Source organism: Peredibacter sp. HCB2-198 (assembly GCF_045999315.1).
Lineage (GTDB): Bacteria > Bdellovibrionota > Bacteriovoracia > Bacteriovoracales > Bacteriovoracaceae > Peredibacter.
On record NZ_CP174607.1, the window covers coordinates 959,974 to 973,973 of the forward strand.

19 protein-coding genes are annotated in these 14,000 nt (G+C 42.4%); 8 read left to right on the forward strand and 11 right to left on the reverse strand.

Translation table 11 applies throughout. The features are described 5' to 3' along the window. Window positions 1-4: 4 nt before the first annotated feature. The 4 genes from ACJVC5_RS04970 to ACJVC5_RS04985 all read right to left on the reverse strand — a co-directional run bounded on the left by ACJVC5_RS04970 (window position 5) and on the right by ACJVC5_RS04985 (window position 2,869). Entirely contained in the window at window positions 5-1,213 is a 1,209-nt protein-coding gene (locus ACJVC5_RS04970; RefSeq protein WP_408098268.1) for a hypothetical protein, read from the reverse strand. 73 nt (window positions 1,214-1,286) lie between these two features. Next, a complete protein-coding gene (locus tag ACJVC5_RS04975) occupies window positions 1,287-1,709 on the reverse strand; it encodes a hypothetical protein (protein WP_408098269.1) in 423 nt (140 codons plus the stop codon). A gap of 42 nt (window positions 1,710-1,751) precedes the next feature. Continuing rightward, the gene (locus tag ACJVC5_RS04980; RefSeq protein ID WP_408098270.1) at window positions 1,752-2,189 is read right to left on the reverse strand and encodes a hypothetical protein; all 438 of its coding nucleotides are present in this window, start codon (window positions 2,187-2,189) and stop codon (window positions 1,752-1,754) included. Further along, window positions 2,189-2,869, reverse strand: a complete 681-nt coding sequence (locus ACJVC5_RS04985) for a hypothetical protein (protein WP_408098271.1) — start codon at window positions 2,867-2,869, stop codon at window positions 2,189-2,191. Before ACJVC5_RS04985 ends, ACJVC5_RS04980 begins: the two co-directional genes overlap by 1 nt. Window positions 2,870-2,942: 73 nt before the next feature. On the opposite strand from ACJVC5_RS04985, the gene ACJVC5_RS04990 reads away from it, so the two are divergent. Beyond that, on the forward strand, window positions 2,943-3,131 hold the full coding sequence (locus tag ACJVC5_RS04990; protein ID WP_408098272.1) for a 4Fe-4S binding protein: 189 nt from the start codon (window positions 2,943-2,945) through the stop codon (window positions 3,129-3,131). Here the strand turns inward: ACJVC5_RS04990 and ACJVC5_RS04995 are convergent. The 5 genes from ACJVC5_RS04995 to ACJVC5_RS05015 form a co-directional block, all read right to left on the reverse strand. Next, window positions 3,124-4,071 carry a nucleotidyltransferase family protein gene (locus ACJVC5_RS04995; RefSeq protein ID WP_408098273.1) on the reverse strand — a complete coding sequence of 316 codons (948 nt, stop codon included), beginning with the start codon at window positions 4,069-4,071 and terminating at the stop codon, window positions 3,124-3,126. The genes ACJVC5_RS04990 and ACJVC5_RS04995 overlap by 8 nt on opposite strands. Continuing rightward, window positions 4,061-5,092: an aminoglycoside phosphotransferase family protein gene (locus tag ACJVC5_RS05000; RefSeq protein WP_408098274.1), complete on the reverse strand. Its 1,032-nt coding sequence runs from the start codon at window positions 5,090-5,092 to the stop codon at window positions 4,061-4,063. The genes ACJVC5_RS04995 and ACJVC5_RS05000 overlap by 11 nt, the downstream gene beginning before the upstream one ends. Continuing rightward, window positions 5,089-5,940 carry a hypothetical protein gene (locus tag ACJVC5_RS05005; RefSeq protein WP_408098275.1) on the reverse strand — a complete coding sequence of 284 codons (852 nt, stop codon included), beginning with the start codon at window positions 5,938-5,940 and terminating at the stop codon, window positions 5,089-5,091. The genes ACJVC5_RS05000 and ACJVC5_RS05005 overlap by 4 nt, the downstream gene beginning before the upstream one ends. After that, window positions 5,918-6,667 carry a LysM peptidoglycan-binding domain-containing protein gene (locus ACJVC5_RS05010; RefSeq protein WP_408098276.1) on the reverse strand — a complete coding sequence of 250 codons (750 nt, stop codon included), beginning with the start codon at window positions 6,665-6,667 and terminating at the stop codon, window positions 5,918-5,920. The genes ACJVC5_RS05005 and ACJVC5_RS05010 overlap by 23 nt, the downstream gene beginning before the upstream one ends. An 86-nt stretch (window positions 6,668-6,753) precedes the next feature. After that, the gene (locus ACJVC5_RS05015; protein WP_408098277.1) at window positions 6,754-7,428 is read right to left on the reverse strand and encodes a deoxynucleoside kinase; all 675 of its coding nucleotides are present in this window, start codon (window positions 7,426-7,428) and stop codon (window positions 6,754-6,756) included. A 133-nt stretch (window positions 7,429-7,561) separates the two neighbouring features. Here ACJVC5_RS05015 and ACJVC5_RS05020 point away from each other — a divergent pair, with 133 nt between their 5' ends. From ACJVC5_RS05020 to ACJVC5_RS05050, 7 genes are read left to right on the forward strand one after another with little or no spacing between them, the layout of a single operon-like run. Continuing rightward, window positions 7,562-8,539, forward strand: coding sequence for a hypothetical protein (locus ACJVC5_RS05020; protein ID WP_408098278.1), 978 nt, complete (start codon window positions 7,562-7,564; stop codon window positions 8,537-8,539). Then, a complete protein-coding gene (locus ACJVC5_RS05025; RefSeq protein ID WP_408098279.1) occupies window positions 8,529-8,705 on the forward strand; it encodes a lipoprotein in 177 nt (58 codons plus the stop codon). The genes ACJVC5_RS05020 and ACJVC5_RS05025 overlap by 11 nt, the downstream gene beginning before the upstream one ends. Continuing rightward, window positions 8,705-9,163, forward strand: coding sequence for a 2-amino-4-hydroxy-6-hydroxymethyldihydropteridine diphosphokinase (gene folK, locus ACJVC5_RS05030; RefSeq protein WP_408098280.1), 459 nt, complete (start codon window positions 8,705-8,707; stop codon window positions 9,161-9,163). The genes ACJVC5_RS05025 and folK overlap by 1 nt, the downstream gene beginning before the upstream one ends. 22 nt (window positions 9,164-9,185) lie before the next feature. After that, window positions 9,186-10,322: an acyl-CoA dehydrogenase family protein gene (locus tag ACJVC5_RS05035; RefSeq protein WP_408098281.1), complete on the forward strand. Its 1,137-nt coding sequence runs from the start codon at window positions 9,186-9,188 to the stop codon at window positions 10,320-10,322. Between the two features lie 25 nt (window positions 10,323-10,347). Then, the gene (locus ACJVC5_RS05040) at window positions 10,348-11,136 is read left to right on the forward strand and encodes an electron transfer flavoprotein subunit beta/FixA family protein (RefSeq protein WP_408098282.1); all 789 of its coding nucleotides are present in this window, start codon (window positions 10,348-10,350) and stop codon (window positions 11,134-11,136) included. Between the two features lie 18 nt (window positions 11,137-11,154). Continuing rightward, window positions 11,155-12,117: an electron transfer flavoprotein subunit alpha/FixB family protein gene (locus tag ACJVC5_RS05045; RefSeq protein ID WP_408098283.1), complete on the forward strand. Its 963-nt coding sequence runs from the start codon at window positions 11,155-11,157 to the stop codon at window positions 12,115-12,117. Window positions 12,118-12,120: 3 nt separating this feature from the next. Then, window positions 12,121-12,732 carry a lysophospholipid acyltransferase family protein gene (locus ACJVC5_RS05050; RefSeq protein ID WP_408098284.1) on the forward strand — a complete coding sequence of 204 codons (612 nt, stop codon included), beginning with the start codon at window positions 12,121-12,123 and terminating at the stop codon, window positions 12,730-12,732. Here ACJVC5_RS05050 and ACJVC5_RS05055 read toward each other — a convergent pair. Then, window positions 12,727-13,215, reverse strand: coding sequence for a hypothetical protein (locus tag ACJVC5_RS05055; protein WP_408098285.1), 489 nt, complete (start codon window positions 13,213-13,215; stop codon window positions 12,727-12,729). The two genes, ACJVC5_RS05050 and ACJVC5_RS05055, sit on opposite strands and share 6 nt — an antisense overlap. Window positions 13,216-13,364: 149 nt before the next feature. After that, on the reverse strand, window positions 13,365-13,943 hold the full coding sequence (locus tag ACJVC5_RS05060) for a hypothetical protein (RefSeq protein WP_408098286.1): 579 nt from the start codon (window positions 13,941-13,943) through the stop codon (window positions 13,365-13,367). Between the last annotated feature and the right edge of the window lie 57 nt (window positions 13,944-14,000).

A 14,000-nucleotide genomic window follows, 5' to 3' on the forward strand; every position in this document is an offset into this window, starting at 1 on the left:
AATCTTATTTCAGGGCCACATCTAAGAATGTGGCCCGACCTGCTTCAATAGGTGCTGTATAGGTCTTAATCGCGCGGTTCTTATACTTCAAAGTGATCTCAAGCGAAGTCGTCCCTAATTCTTTGGTTGAGCCTCTAAACGTAAAGGCCAATCCTTCTTTCAATTTAGCGTTACCAAGTTTAGGTGTGAATCGTTCCATCAAAGGAACTTTGGTTTTCTTATCAAGGCCGCTCACCTCGATAGTAAGATCCTTGTTTTCGTAGTCCAAATTATCCGGATTAGTCACAAACATGGTGAAACGAAAGCGAGCGAGATCATAGTCACTGCCCTTCCCGACTTGTGCTCCTTTAATTTGGTCCAGGATGAATTTAAGCGAAGGATGACCGCACTCCAGGTCCTTTTCACACTTCTCCGGAATATAAGCGACACCTGCTTGAGTCAGGCGAATGTGATCGGCCGGCACCATCACAAAAGGAACCTCATTGGTTTGAATAAAGGCAGCAGGACTGCGAGCGATGCGATTATAGAGCTGAACATCGTCCTTTAAATAAATACGATTCGGTCGCATCGAATAGGTAGGTACGATGAGATCATCTTCACCAAGCTTCGGACCTGGCTTTCTTCTCATTCCTGCCACGGCCAGCGGTCTTAAATTCGGAATGCTGGCGAAAATGCTCTCAAGACTTTGAGACATCTCATGGATGGTGGCACTCCCAAAACTCATTTCATTAAGTTCATTCCGGCCGAAGGGAGAAACAGGATTGGTTTCAACTTTCTCTGGAAGAGAATAAAAAAGAACTTTCCCCACATGCGCAGTATTCGCTCCCCAGAAAGGTGTGGATAAAGTGATGAAGGCGTCCACTTGTTTTACAATTTCCTTTTTTTCACTCAGGAGATGATTTAGCCACAGTGTTCCCACCAGACCACCCTGCGAATGCATCACAAGAGAAATCTTATCTTGAGGAGCAATCGGAAAAGAAGAAAGATATTTATGAAAATCGAGAGCGAATTCTTTAGGCGTCCGTTCACTGCCTGTATCGTATTCAAACGAGCGCGCTTGATAACATTCATTTTGAGCATTGAGAATTTTCTCCAAAGAACCAAAAGTGCCTTTGCCACCACCAATTCCATGAATGAGAAAGATGTGATTTTTAGAAACACATTCTGCGAATGCAAATGAAGTCAGAAAAAGAAAACAGAATAAAAACTTCATGCCGTCCTCCACACAGACGGCTTGTCGGAACTTAAGTTTGTCTTATGAGAGAAAAGAAGAGTTAATCAATGCTTTAAGCGGCCTTCAGCCACTCTTGTGGATTTTGTAGGTCATGAAGATGCAGTTCTTCACCGGCCTTTAAACCAACTATATAACAAAATCCATCGGCGTGAATAATCAGCATGCGCTCATGCTCTGAATTCCAAGCAGTTTTAAGAACTGCAAGAAGCATATCAGGATCATTATCACTTGAAAGAATCACGTCTTTACCTGAAGTACTTTCCAAAGAAAAAACAGACCAATTTATGGGAATATCCAACAGGCCAAAGGGAGATTGAAAACGCAGGACCTGAGATTGGGGAAGAAACTCGCCCTTGAGATAACTCAAACCATAATCTGTGAGTTTCAATTCCAGGCTCGACAATTCAACTTCGCCGCTTTTTTGAAGCTTCAATGTTTCATCAACCAGAAATGTTAGGAAGTCTGATTCGGTCATGGTATTCTCCACGACCCTTCTCGGAACTTTTTAAGAAATTCTTTATTCCAATGGGTTAATTGGCTCTAAAGCTTCGTGATAAGTTTTGATATTGCTGACGTCGGAGATCAACCATTTTCCACCCTCTGACACTACTTCAGCGATTTTCTTCACTTCAGTAGTAAAAGCTGTCTTTTCTTCGGTCTTGGTCTGATAGGCCACAGAGTACGTAAGGAAGCACTTCTTCTCTTGGCATGACTTTGAAAGAATCTTGAAGCTGTCTTTCTTGATATTTCTCATGTCAGCAGATTTATTAAATTCTTCCTCTGACATGGTTTCAAAAGTGGCCCTCATCTTACCAGTCACACGTTCGAGGATGTAGTCACGAGTAACAATAGTACCCATGCGTCCATCCATATATGATTTCAGCGCCGATTCTGGGCTTAGATTATCTTGATTACATGAAACGAGAATAAGAAGAACGGGAATGATCCATTTCATTATCTTAACCTTTCTGGTTGGAACCCAAGCTCTTGCACTAAATCAACGAACTCGGTCCAGTTGAAGACATTTAATTCTTTTGCTTTTCTCTCAAATCTTATCCCAACGCCTGATAAATCCGGAGTCTCGGCAACTACTTCCCCTTCCTGAACGAACTGTCGGTCCTGAAAAGTCACTTCGAGAGTGATCTTTGATGGAAGATTTTTAGTTTCATCGAGCTTAATAAAACAACCCTCAAAGTCCCAGTTGCAGAGGCTGCCCTCAACAGTATTGTCTTCCCAACTGACCTTGCATGGGATCTTCTTTAAGAGAGGATCAAATAAATCGTTATGGCTGTAGTTGGCGTTGATACTGGCAAGTCCCAGGTAGTATTTGAGAAGTTGATAAAGGAAGTACGAAATGACGGTGTAAAAGAACAGAGCAATGACAATGATCTTATTGAACTCAATGAAAAGCCCTTCCAGGACCTTAAACCCCACCAAGAAGACCGAGGCCGCATATACCAGAATGGAATAGCGATGATGTTTCCAAATCAGAATGGCCGAAGCACCCAAGGTCAAGGCCACATACCAAAACAACTCCAGACCTTTTCTCAAATATACCAAAGAGAATGGCGAGATATGATGGCGGTAAGCATGCTGGAGATAGAGGAAAAAGAAGGCCAAACCGAGGTATGCCACGACATTTACTATGAGGATATCTTTCTTTTTGACTTTCAATTGTTCCATCTGAGATTTGCCCTATAATAGCATTATGAATGAAATCTCCCTGGAAATCTCCTCAATTTGCATCTCATGTGACAATTGCCGATTAATTTGTCCGGAGAATGCCGTTGTGACCAATGGCCAGGAGTACTACATTGATCCTTGGAGCTGTACTCTTTGTGGCCTTTGCATTGAGATTTGTCCAGTGGACTGTATCAAAGAAACTAAGGCTACTTGACCTCTTCGTTTAAGTCATTCCACCAAACCATCGGCGCATTTTTCTTCGTCACATTTTGACCAGCTAGAATGATACTAGGACCTAGGTCTCGCGCTTCAGCGTCTGCATTTAGATTAATCACATTGGCCGATTTGGCGTGATAGGAAATTTGTTGAAGATCAATCTTCCAGGTCTTCAACGCTCTTTCTTGAACTAAGAAACGAAGAAACGGATGAGTCGATTTCACTCGGTAAGTTTGAAGAATATTGAAACTTGTTTCCCAATAGCGCTTAACAGTTCCGAAGTCCCAGTAATCCACGCCATCTAAGAGGATCGCCGGAATGTCTTTCTTTTCGAAAGGACAGACGGATTCAAAGAAAGGGCTCACACCAGGAGTCTTTGTTAATTGGGCCAGATCAATATAAGAAATACCAGTATAAGTTTCCACGCGACTATTAGGCGCGAGGTCTTTGTTCTTCACGATCTTCTTCACCAAACGATTGGCATCAATCTCAAGGGCATTGTACCCCAGTGAAGAATTCACCCAATAACTAAACAGCACGCCCGCGTGCTTCTGATATGGTTCTAAGATTTTAAAAAGGTGGTCTTTCGACAGATAGAAAAACTGATCCGCATTTAAAACCAGGAGTTTTCCACGATAATTTACTTTCGAAGCCAGATTGTGGATGGCCCCGCCAATGTCTAGAATCTCTGGCTTCTCCCACAAGAAAGTCACACCTTCGAAAGCGCTTTTGCCCTTACAGAATGCTTCAATCTCTTCACCCATGTAATGAAGGTTAATGTAGATCTTCTCGATCCCTAGGCTTCGCGCATAGGCCACTTGAAGTTCTAAGAGACTCTTTTCAAATACCGGCCACAGAACTTTTGGAAGTTTTTGGCCAATGGCACCCATACGAGTGCCGAATCCTGCGGCGAGGATTAAACAATGATCAATTCGCATAATAGTGTTGGTATAGTTTTTGTTTGAGATCAGCGTAACGAGGATTATCCATCATTACACGACGAATTTTTTCCATGGCAAAGCCAATGTACTTCAAGTAACGATCGTCTTTACGCCAGTTGTAGATATAACAAAAGCTTCCGACTGCCTTGAACACACGCTGAATGGTCATGTCATCATATAACGCCAGAAACTCTTCATAACTCTTCTGACCATGGATCGCAGGATCCAGATTGTCATAGTAGTAACGCTTAAGCGCCTCACGATTTGATTGTTTTAAGTCGTAATAGCAGTCTTCCAAAAGTGACACTAGATCGTATTGAGGAATTCCCCAACGAGCGTCCTGGAAATCAATAAAGACGTAATTGTTGTCCTTCACCATGATGTTCCGCGAGTGAAAATCACGATGAGTAATCACCATCTTCTGAGCTGCAAGTCTCTTCATGATAGGATCAAAGAGTTTTTCCAAATCTTGAATGAGGTTCTCATCTTCGATCTTGTTGAAAAAATTCAAAAAGTATTTAAAGGTGAAACGTGTTTCATCCATATACTTCTGATAATCAAATTTTAACTGAAAAAGATTTGGATTCTTAACTGTAGAAACCGGAATTCGGTGAAGCTCCAGAAGCTGGTCAACAATTGTTTTATAAACGGTGTACTCTTTCTCGGTGGAAGTCATGTCGCTTAAGTGAGTCAGAAGAGTCACGTTCCCAAGGTCTTCTTGAAGCGAATATCCACGAGATAAGTTGTGATCCAAGATCTCTGGAACACGAACTTTATTCGTACCTAGAAACTGCTGAACAGAAAGAAACGGATGCTTCTCCATTTCCCCTTCAAACGGGTTATCAAGACAAACAACGTAGCTCTTTTTGTCGGTAAAAATGCGGTAATAACGACGAGTCGAAGCGTCCCCGGTCAGCTTATCAATTTCTTCCAACTTCTCATTTTTGAGAATGTCTTTGTCTTGGGTCTTGTTAAAAAGCTCTTCAATAAAAAAGCGTTCTGCTTGTTCCGGTTTCATAGAACTCCGTCTCTAATACTATTAATGAAAGTATAAAATTGTTTTGATGATGTTTTCTTCGCCAACACGTCATCGTCATCCAATGAGTTTTTAATCAGAAAGGCCTTAAAAAGGGCCTCTTCACGGTTGATTAAATTGGCGTCTCCCACTTGGAGAATAAAGTCTGCGGTATTTCGGTTTTGGGTCTGAAGCCACGAGAGATAATACTCTCCATCGTAACCACTTCTGACTGTAAGATAATGGGCCCATTTATGAACTTCCATCTTCTCTTCCAGCTCAAGTCTATTAAGGGCCAGCATGCGTTCAAGCGGAATATATCCCACTGGGATAATGGTCAGCTTTGGATAAATCAGTCTCTCACTACGGACCAACTCGAACGAGAGAATACTCACTAACATGCTTTCGTGTTTAATATATTTTGAAATAAGACCACGGGAAAGAAATAGTTCTCCCTTTGGCAGAGAAAAATGCAGTGGTGACTCAGAATCAAGAATAGTCACATTGGCGGTTTTTAGTTCCTTAAAAAAGATCTCGTTGTTGGCGATGATTTCACCCACCAAAACGTCCAAATATTTTTTAGTAGCGTGCCCCTGAGGCAAGGTCTTAATCCCCGGGGTCGCAAGGAACGGGGCCTTTAATGAGGCCAGGTGGTCCTTATAGTCCTTCTCAGACATCTCACTATAGACGTTCTTTACAATCGAGCCGCCTTTAGAACCTTTGACAGGAATTCTAAAAGTGCTGCAAGAAGCGAGAAGAAGAAACAGGATAAAATAATAAACCCCCGCTTTCAGCGAGGGTCTATGAGTGTGATTTGAATAGTGGAGATTAAATACCTGAAGCGACTTCACGACCGTTTTCTAAATAATAAATTGTGAAGCCAGAATAAATCTTATTTGGGTCTTTGATAAGAGGACGATTGTTGTCCCAGATAAGTTTCCATTTCTTAGCAGTTGTATAAACAGTTTGTGAAATGCCACCAAGTGTATCACCAGTGCGGATCAAGTAAGGAAGGCCCTGTGGGTTCCATACGAATTCTTCAGCTGGCGCCATATAGTTAAGAGTCATACCTTCTCTTAGGGCCGTTGAACCTTTAAGAGCTTCTGCATTAGAAGAAGCAAGGTCTTTCCAACGACTGTAATCGCCGTAAAGTTTGAAAGCGATCATCATAAGAGTTTCGTTCTTTTGTACTGTGTATTGTTTCATTGAGCCTGAATCAGACATTGAAACAACTGGAGTTGCTGTACCAGCATCTGCAGTCGATAGATCTGGAGTTGCTTCTTCAACAACAGCAGAGTCAGTAACAATTGGCTCTTCCGTTACACCGGCCATATCTGGCTCAGCAGAATCTGCGGCGGCCATATCAGCAGCTGCGGCGTCTGCGTCTGTTGCTTCGTCCGCTAGAGATGTATCTGTGGCCTCAGCAGTTGCCTGATCATCAGTTGGATTTTCAATGAACTCATCTGCATCAGATAGTTCGATCTGTGGGGTTTCTTCTGTAACTTTTTGTGCTGATTTAGAACCGGAACAAGCTACTAAGCTCAAACTTAGTAACACCAACCATGCCGTAGACTTCATAATCACTCCTCGATTAATGACACACAGATAAAGTGTATTATATCTGGAATTCCTACGGCAGGTGGAAAAAATTGCTAACTAAGTCCTTAGAAATAGAAAAACATATCTTTCTGGTCAATTGAATCCCAGATACGTTTAACCAATCGATTGAAGTGTTCTTCATTCTCGAGGAAGTCTAATTCATCAGTATCTACAATCAAGGATTTACCCAGGTTATAGCTGTTGTACCAATCATCATAATATTTGTTCAGACTGGTAAGGTATTCTACTGGAATTGCTTGTTCGTAGTCACGGCCACGTTGCTTAATACGCTCTTGAAGCTTAGGAACCGAACGACGAAGAAAAATCATCAGAGTTGGTGGACTCAAAAACTGAATCATCGAATCGTAAAGCGTGCGGTAGTTATTGTAGTCACGCTCATCCAACTTCCCTTGCTCATAAAGAGCGCGCGCAAAAATGTTAGCATCTTCATAGATGGAACGATCTTGAACCGAACTAGCTGGAAGGGCCTCAATCTCACGGTGAGTATTAAAACGGTGATTTAAAAAATACACCTGAAGTGGAAACGACCAACGAGACATGTCTGCATAGAAATCGGCCAGGTAAGGATTATCTTGAACTGATTCAAAGTGTGGTTTCCAACCCAAACGTTCAGAAAGTTTTTTTGTAAGAGTGGTTTTACCGCTACCAATATTTCCCGCCACCACAACGAACATAGGATTAGCAGCGCTGCTAAGGCGATGATAGGCCATCTCTGACATGAAGTTCTCCTGAATATGCATAGAGTAAAAGGTTAATATGAATCTTGTAAGAAATCTTGACTCAATTAATCAATTTATAATTTTTTATCATGCGTTCACAAAGCTGCGTTAATTACCTAGAATAAAAAGCTGAATGAAGTATTTCAGTGTGATTTTTGTTTATTTACTCTTGGTTATGAGCGGATCTGTGTTCGCACAATCCCTCGTGGAAGATGCAAATCTTTCGTTGCCTGCTGATTCCAGCGAAAATACTTTCACTGAGACAATAAAAATTATTTCAAGCTCCAAGAAAATTTTCATTTTAACAAATAACAATCAGCAATTGGGCCCAGGAGATTTTGTCTCTCTCGCCCTCAATAATAATCTAGCTGCTCGCGCTGTCGTGGCCAAGACTCACCAAGGACAAGTCGGAATCAAGATTTTAAAAATCTATTCCCTCACTCAATGGGGACGTCTTCATCGTGACCAGGAAGTTCAAATCATCAAAGGTGATGATTCCATGTTTGGCAAAAAGCCAGTGGAAAAAGTGGATGAGAGCGCTACTGCCAAAATTAAATCAGAAGATGATCTTTATACTGGTGATGTCGTCGTTGATGATGAAATTGGTGTTTTCGACGATAATAAAAATCGTCACATTAAACCAGATAACCTCGTGGCCTTAACGGGAGCTTTTCTTGAGGCATCCGAAGTAGAATCCAAAGGCGGCAAAGTGCGCGCCAACGAGTTCGGTCTTTCTTGGGCCTATCAATTTTCAGACAACTACTACATTGAAGGTCTCTATGGTCGTGCCATGATTGATGACTTTCCTGCTGGTGGAGTTCAGACTCTGGTAAATCACATGACCGCTCGTTTGAAATATAATTTCAAAGGTCCTCTTTATACTTTCTTCATGCCGTATATTGGTTACCACACTTACACTGTTTCAAGTCCGGACGCAGGTAAAAGTGGAGCACCAAATGCTGATGCAGAAGAACTAGACGCCATTAATAAACTCAAAAAATCCGGGCCGGTTTTTGGTGTAACAGCACTTCGCCGTTTAGTCCCTGGATGGTTCATTAAAGCAGACCTTGGCTCCGACATTATCAACGTGGGATTTGCCATTGAATTTTAATCTTCTGCTTCTTCTCATGGTTCTTGCTGGTTGTGGAGTTAAAGGTGATCCGACCTCTCCTCGTGATGAAAGACTTCCGTCATTGATGGATAATTACCCCGACATTAATCTTCAGCAACCAATTAACGAAACCAAACCAATGGGTAATTCCAAGAAGAAGCGCTGATGTCACTCATCATTGCTACCGGTTCAAACATTGGTGATTCTCTTCATCATCTTGAAGAGGCCAAGCAAGTTCTTGCTCAAAAATTTTCCCTCATCGCTGCCAGTCGGGTTTATGTTTCAAAAGCCGTTGATTATGAAAATCAGCCCGATTTTTTTAATCAGGTTCTGGAGTTTCGCATCCCTGCGTTAAGCCCGCACCAAGTCATGCAGGAATTATTAAATATAGAAAAATCGTTAGGTAGAAATCGAAATATTCCGAAAGGTCCTCGCACAATCGACTTAGATATTATTTTTTGGGGACTTGATACCATAAATGAACCTGCGTTAACCATTCCTCATCCTCGTTGGAACGAGAGAAGTTTTGTGGTTAAACCTCTTCAGGAATTGCCGTTCTTTCAAACAATTGAAAAATGTTTTACAATTCCTAAGTCATTCAATGTAGATGCCTCTCCCATCTAAGTTTTTAATCAAGGATTAGATTATGGACTTTTCACTGACGCCTGAGCAGCGAGAAATTCGAGAACTCGCTCTGAAATTCGCCCGCAATGAAATGATTCCGCACGCCCAAGAATATGATGAACAGGGCAAGTTTCCAGCTGACATTTTCAAGAAAGCCTGGGAACTTGGTCTAGTAAACACTTGTATACCGGCAGAGTACGGTGGTTCTGGATTTACTTCCGTTGACGGAGTCGTTATCTCAGAGGCCCTTGCCTACGGTTGTATGGGAATGAACACTTCCTTCATGGCCAATGATCTCGCTCTTCTACCGATTGTGATTGGTGGAAGTGACGCTCAAAAGAAAAAGTTTCTCACTCCCTTCACGCAAGAGTTTAAGATCGCCTCATTCTGTTTGACTGAACCAGGCAATGGCTCAGATGCCGCTGGTATTAAAACAACGATTAAAGATGGCGGCGATCACTGGATTTTAAATGGTGAGAAAATGTGGATCACCAATGCCGGACATGCCGATCTCTTCGTCGTGTACGGAACGATTGATCCCAATTTAAAACATAAAGGCATCTCTGCACTGGTGGTGAATCCGAAATCACCGGGCATTGAGATTGGTAAGAAAGAAGACAAGATGGGTCACCGCTCATCTGATACTCGTGGTGTGCGTTTTAACAACGTAAAGGTCCCAAAAGAAGACATGCTGGGTAACCCAGGTGAAGGCTGGACCATTGCCATGAACACGCTTGATCACTCACGCCCTCTGGTTGCTTCATCGGCACTGGGAGGAGCGCAACGTGCTCTCGATCTCTCGATCCAATACTCAAAAGAGAGAACACAATTTGGAGTTCCAATCGCAAAGCATCAGGCCATTCAGTTCATGATTGCTGAGATGGGAATGAAAGTTGAGGCCGCTAGACTCCTCGTTCACAAGGCAGCATGGCTCTGTGATCAGGGAATGAAAAATACGGAAATCGCCTCTTACGCCAAAGCATTTGCCTCCGACTCTTGTATGCAAATTACGACAGACGCGGTACAAATTTATGGTGGCTACGGCTATTCGAAAGAGTATCCAGTTGAGAAACTCATGAGAGACGCGAAGCTCATTCAGATTTACGAAGGGACCTCTCAGATTCAACGTCTCGTGATGGCCCGTGAACTTTTAAAATAATTTCTAGTTCTAGAAAGGAGATACTATGAATATTTTTGTGTGCGTGAAGCAAGTTCCAGACACAGAAACAAAAATCACTCCAACTGGTGATGGTAGTTTCATTGAAACAGCTTCTATTAAGTGGATCATGAACCCTTATGATGAATTTGCTGTAGAGCAAGCTCTCTTGATCAAGCAATCTAATCCTGCTGCTAACGTAACTGTTGTTCGCGTTGGTTCAGTAAAAGATACAGAAGCTCTTCGTACGGCGATGGCAATGGGTGCAGACGATGCGACTCTTGTTGAGGCCAACGACAGCCTAGATTCTCACTCAATCGCAAAGGCCCTTAAAGGTGCCATCGAAAAAACTGGTAAGAAACCAGACATCATCCTTGCTGGTAAACAAGCAATTGATGATGATGCTCTTCAAGTTCCACAAATTCTTGCTGAGATGATGGGTCTTCCATCAGTATCAGTTATCGTTGGTTTCGAACTTAACGGTACAACTGTAAAAGTTAAGCGCGAAGTTGAGGGTGGTGCTCTAGAAGTTTACGAAGTAAACGCTCCAGTAGTGCTTGCTTGTAACAAGGGCCTTAACACTCCAAGATACGCTTCTCTTCCAGGGATCATGAAAGCGAAGAAAAAACCAATGGCCCAATTATCACTTGCTGATGTTGGAGTTTCGGACGCTGACAGACGCGTGAAATACTCACAATTCCGTCTTCCTCCTGAGAAACCAGCTGGTAAGAAGTTTGACGCTACAGACGCAGCAAAACAAAAAGAAGTTGTTGCTCAGGTTGTAGGTCTTCTTCGTACAGAAGCGAAAGTAATTTAATTTTTAAAGGATATATATATGGCAAACGTATTAGTCTTCACTGAACTTCATGATGGTCACGTTAAACCTGTGACTCTAGAAATTCTTGGAAAACTTGCTGGTCAATCTGCTGACGTTGCAGTGATTGGTGATATCGGTGCTGATCAAGTTGCAGAACTTGCTAAATTTGGCGCTCAAAACGTTCACAAAATTAAAGGTGCTAACCTGGATAAATATTCTCCAGAAGGTTACACAAACGCTCTAGCGGACTTCATTAAGTCAAAATCATATGACTATGTTTTCGCTGGTGCTACATCTATGGGTAAAGACTTCCTTCCTCGTCTTGCTTCTAAGTTCGATGCTGGTCTTGCTTCAGATGTTACTAACTTCACAATGGATGGCGGCGTATTCGCTGGAACTCGTCCTTTCTTCTCTGGTAAGTGTCTTGCTAAAGTTGAAATCACAGGTCCTAAGCCTCACTTCGTATCAATCCGTCCAAACGCTCTTGGCATGACAGCTAATCCAACTGCCGGTGCTGGTGCCGCTGCAGACGCTGCTGGTAACGCTGGTGAGATCCGCGCGATGATCAAAGAAATCGTTAAAGCAGCTTCTACGAAGACTGACTTAACAGAAGCAAACATCATCGTGACTGGTGGCCGTGCCATGAAGAACGCTGAAAACTTCAAAATTCTTGAGCAAATGGCAGACGTGCTAGGTGCAACTGTTGGTGCTTCACGTGCCGCTGTTGACTCTGGTTTCGCTCCACACGCTATGCAAGTAGGTCAGACAGGTAAAACTGTTGCTCCTTCTCTTTATATCGCTTGCGGTGTTTCTGGTGCGATTCAACACTTGGCCGGTATGAGAACTTCAAAAGTTATCGTAGCGATCAACACAGATCCAGATGCTCCTATTTTCACAAAAGCTGACTACGGTATCGTAGGTGACCTTTTCCAGATCGTTCCGATCATGACTGAAGAGTTCAAAAAGCTTCTAGGAAAGTAATACTTGTTACTTCAGAAATTCGCCGGCCTTTTGGCCGGCTTTCTTTATAAGATCTACGCCTCAACCTTCCGCTACGAACTTTCTTTTGAAGATCCAGCTGATAAAAAAGTCTTATTCGAAGACCTGACGACGTTAGATGCTGATCCTGGAAAGAACCTGATCTATGCTTGTTTTCATCAGGACGATCTATCCTGTCTTCCCTACTTTGCTTATAAAAATATCTGTATCCTGATTTCTAACTCTAAAGACGGTCAGATTCTTGCGAGTGCCGTCGAGCACATGGGTTATCAGACAGTCCGTGGTTCTTCTCATCGAGGCGGTGTCGCTGGGCTATTGGCCGGCATGAGAAAAGTGATTGATGGCCACAAGATGACGATTGCCGTGGATGGCCCACGTGGACCCATCTATAAAGTGAAAGAAGGCATTACAGCGGTCTCTGATAAGTCTAAACGACCGATTGTGCCTGTGCGTGGGTATCCGAAATGGAAGTTTGTTTTTAAGAAGAGCTGGAACAAGGCGACCTTGCCCCTGCCTTTCACAAAAATCCAACTTCACATTGGTAAAATCGGTTTTTATTCAACCCAGGGGCTTGAAGACAAAATGAAGTCTTTATAGACCTAATTCAAACTCTGCCATGAAGTTACCAGTGGTAGATTCACAAGCATTTTTAAACTTATCATTGAACTTAAGTGCGAAGTAGTAGTCGTACTTTGAAATGTACATGAAACCTGCTTCAAAAGTTTGGTCTAGATCTGCTTTAAGGTCCTGACATTCATCTCCACCAATCATTTGCGATTCAAGAAACTCAATTGTCTTAGTGGCACGCATTCTTTCAAAACGAGCGCGGTACTCACAACCCTTGGTATCACTAGATACCATATTCACGATGGCGAAATTTAGATCGCGGTCCACACCCAGGTGGCCAAATTTCATATTGATGTTAGTAAGACGCTCAGGAGCAGGGGCCTTGTCACGAAAACTTTTACAAGAAAAATTAGTGAATCTAGCACGATACTTTTCAGCGGTTGGAGAACCAACTTCGGCGAAAGCATTTGAAAGTGAAAGAGCTGTTAGAGCGAGAGCTATGAACTTTAACATAAGCGTCCTTTGAGTGGGTTTTACCTCTTATAAAGGACCTCGTTTGGGCAGGCAAACAGCTTACTTAAATCGTGAAATCATTCCGTTTTTTCTAGTGAACACCAAAAAAAAGGGCCAGTCATAGACCGGCCCTCGATTATCCAAAAGGCTTATTTCTTCAGAACTGTTACTTCTTTAACGGTTGTCATAGCAGGCTTGTAAACAATAACGTCTTCGCAATCAAAGAAACCATTATTATCTCTAGGACAAATAGTAGAGTTGGCCTCATCAATCACTTGAATTTCTTTTCTAACGTTTTTAATTTCTAGCTTGAAATTTTTCTTTGCAACTTTCGAAGGAATTTTTGAGAACGGAGTTCTCCATGAAACAGATCTCAGAGTGGCAAGTTCTACAGCAGGGATGTCTTCCGGACGGAAGTGAACAGTGAACCATGCAGGAGTTTGATATTCATCAACACTTGTTGGATCTTTATAAGTCACGATCACACTTACAACGGCCTCTTTTTCAAGAACAACTGTTTCTTCACAATCAACTGGATGACGATCGGCCGTTACATCGCAACCAGGGATTTGTCTTACTTCAGTCTTTGTCGGTATAACCCCATACTGAGCGTACTCAATTTTAAAATCAGACGTATCTAGATCGAATACTTTTGTTTGAGAGAACAAATCACCGGCAAATGAATGAGCACTTACAGTTAAGGCCATAACGAACAATAAACATTTCATGTGAACTCCCTTTTAGTTTACAGGTTTTGAGTGCCCGCTTTTTATGTCATGGATCAA

What these genes read in the sequence shown, in the direction of transcription:
- ACJVC5_RS04970 (WP_408098268.1), bottom strand. Translation starts at nt 1,213, where the DNA reads ATGAAGTTTTTATTCTGTTTTCTTTTTCTGACTTCATTTGCATTCGCA.
- ACJVC5_RS04975 (WP_408098269.1), bottom strand. Translation starts at nt 1,709, where the DNA reads ATGACCGAATCAGACTTCCTAACATTTCTGGTTGATGAAACATTGAAG.
- ACJVC5_RS04980 (WP_408098270.1), bottom strand. Translation starts at nt 2,189, where the DNA reads ATGAAATGGATCATTCCCGTTCTTCTTATTCTCGTTTCATGTAATCAA.
- ACJVC5_RS04990 (WP_408098272.1), top strand. Translation starts at nt 2,943, where the DNA reads ATGAATGAAATCTCCCTGGAAATCTCCTCAATTTGCATCTCATGTGAC.
- ACJVC5_RS04995 (WP_408098273.1), bottom strand. Translation starts at nt 4,071, where the DNA reads ATGCGAATTGATCATTGTTTAATCCTCGCCGCAGGATTCGGCACTCGT.
- ACJVC5_RS05000 (WP_408098274.1), bottom strand. Translation starts at nt 5,092, where the DNA reads ATGAAACCGGAACAAGCAGAACGCTTTTTTATTGAAGAGCTTTTTAAC.
- ACJVC5_RS05010 (WP_408098276.1), bottom strand. Translation starts at nt 6,667, where the DNA reads ATGAAGTCTACGGCATGGTTGGTGTTACTAAGTTTGAGCTTAGTAGCT.
- ACJVC5_RS05015 (WP_408098277.1), bottom strand. Translation starts at nt 7,428, where the DNA reads ATGTCAGAGATGGCCTATCATCGCCTTAGCAGCGCTGCTAATCCTATG.
- ACJVC5_RS05020 (WP_408098278.1), top strand. Translation starts at nt 7,562, where the DNA reads ATGAAGTATTTCAGTGTGATTTTTGTTTATTTACTCTTGGTTATGAGC.
- folK (WP_408098280.1), top strand. Translation starts at nt 8,705, where the DNA reads ATGTCACTCATCATTGCTACCGGTTCAAACATTGGTGATTCTCTTCAT.
- ACJVC5_RS05035 (WP_408098281.1), top strand. Translation starts at nt 9,186, where the DNA reads ATGGACTTTTCACTGACGCCTGAGCAGCGAGAAATTCGAGAACTCGCT.
- ACJVC5_RS05040 (WP_408098282.1), top strand. Translation starts at nt 10,348, where the DNA reads ATGAATATTTTTGTGTGCGTGAAGCAAGTTCCAGACACAGAAACAAAA.
- ACJVC5_RS05045 (WP_408098283.1), top strand. Translation starts at nt 11,155, where the DNA reads ATGGCAAACGTATTAGTCTTCACTGAACTTCATGATGGTCACGTTAAA.
- ACJVC5_RS05055 (WP_408098285.1), bottom strand. Translation starts at nt 13,215, where the DNA reads ATGTTAAAGTTCATAGCTCTCGCTCTAACAGCTCTTTCACTTTCAAAT.
- ACJVC5_RS05060 (WP_408098286.1), bottom strand. Translation starts at nt 13,943, where the DNA reads ATGAAATGTTTATTGTTCGTTATGGCCTTAACTGTAAGTGCTCATTCA.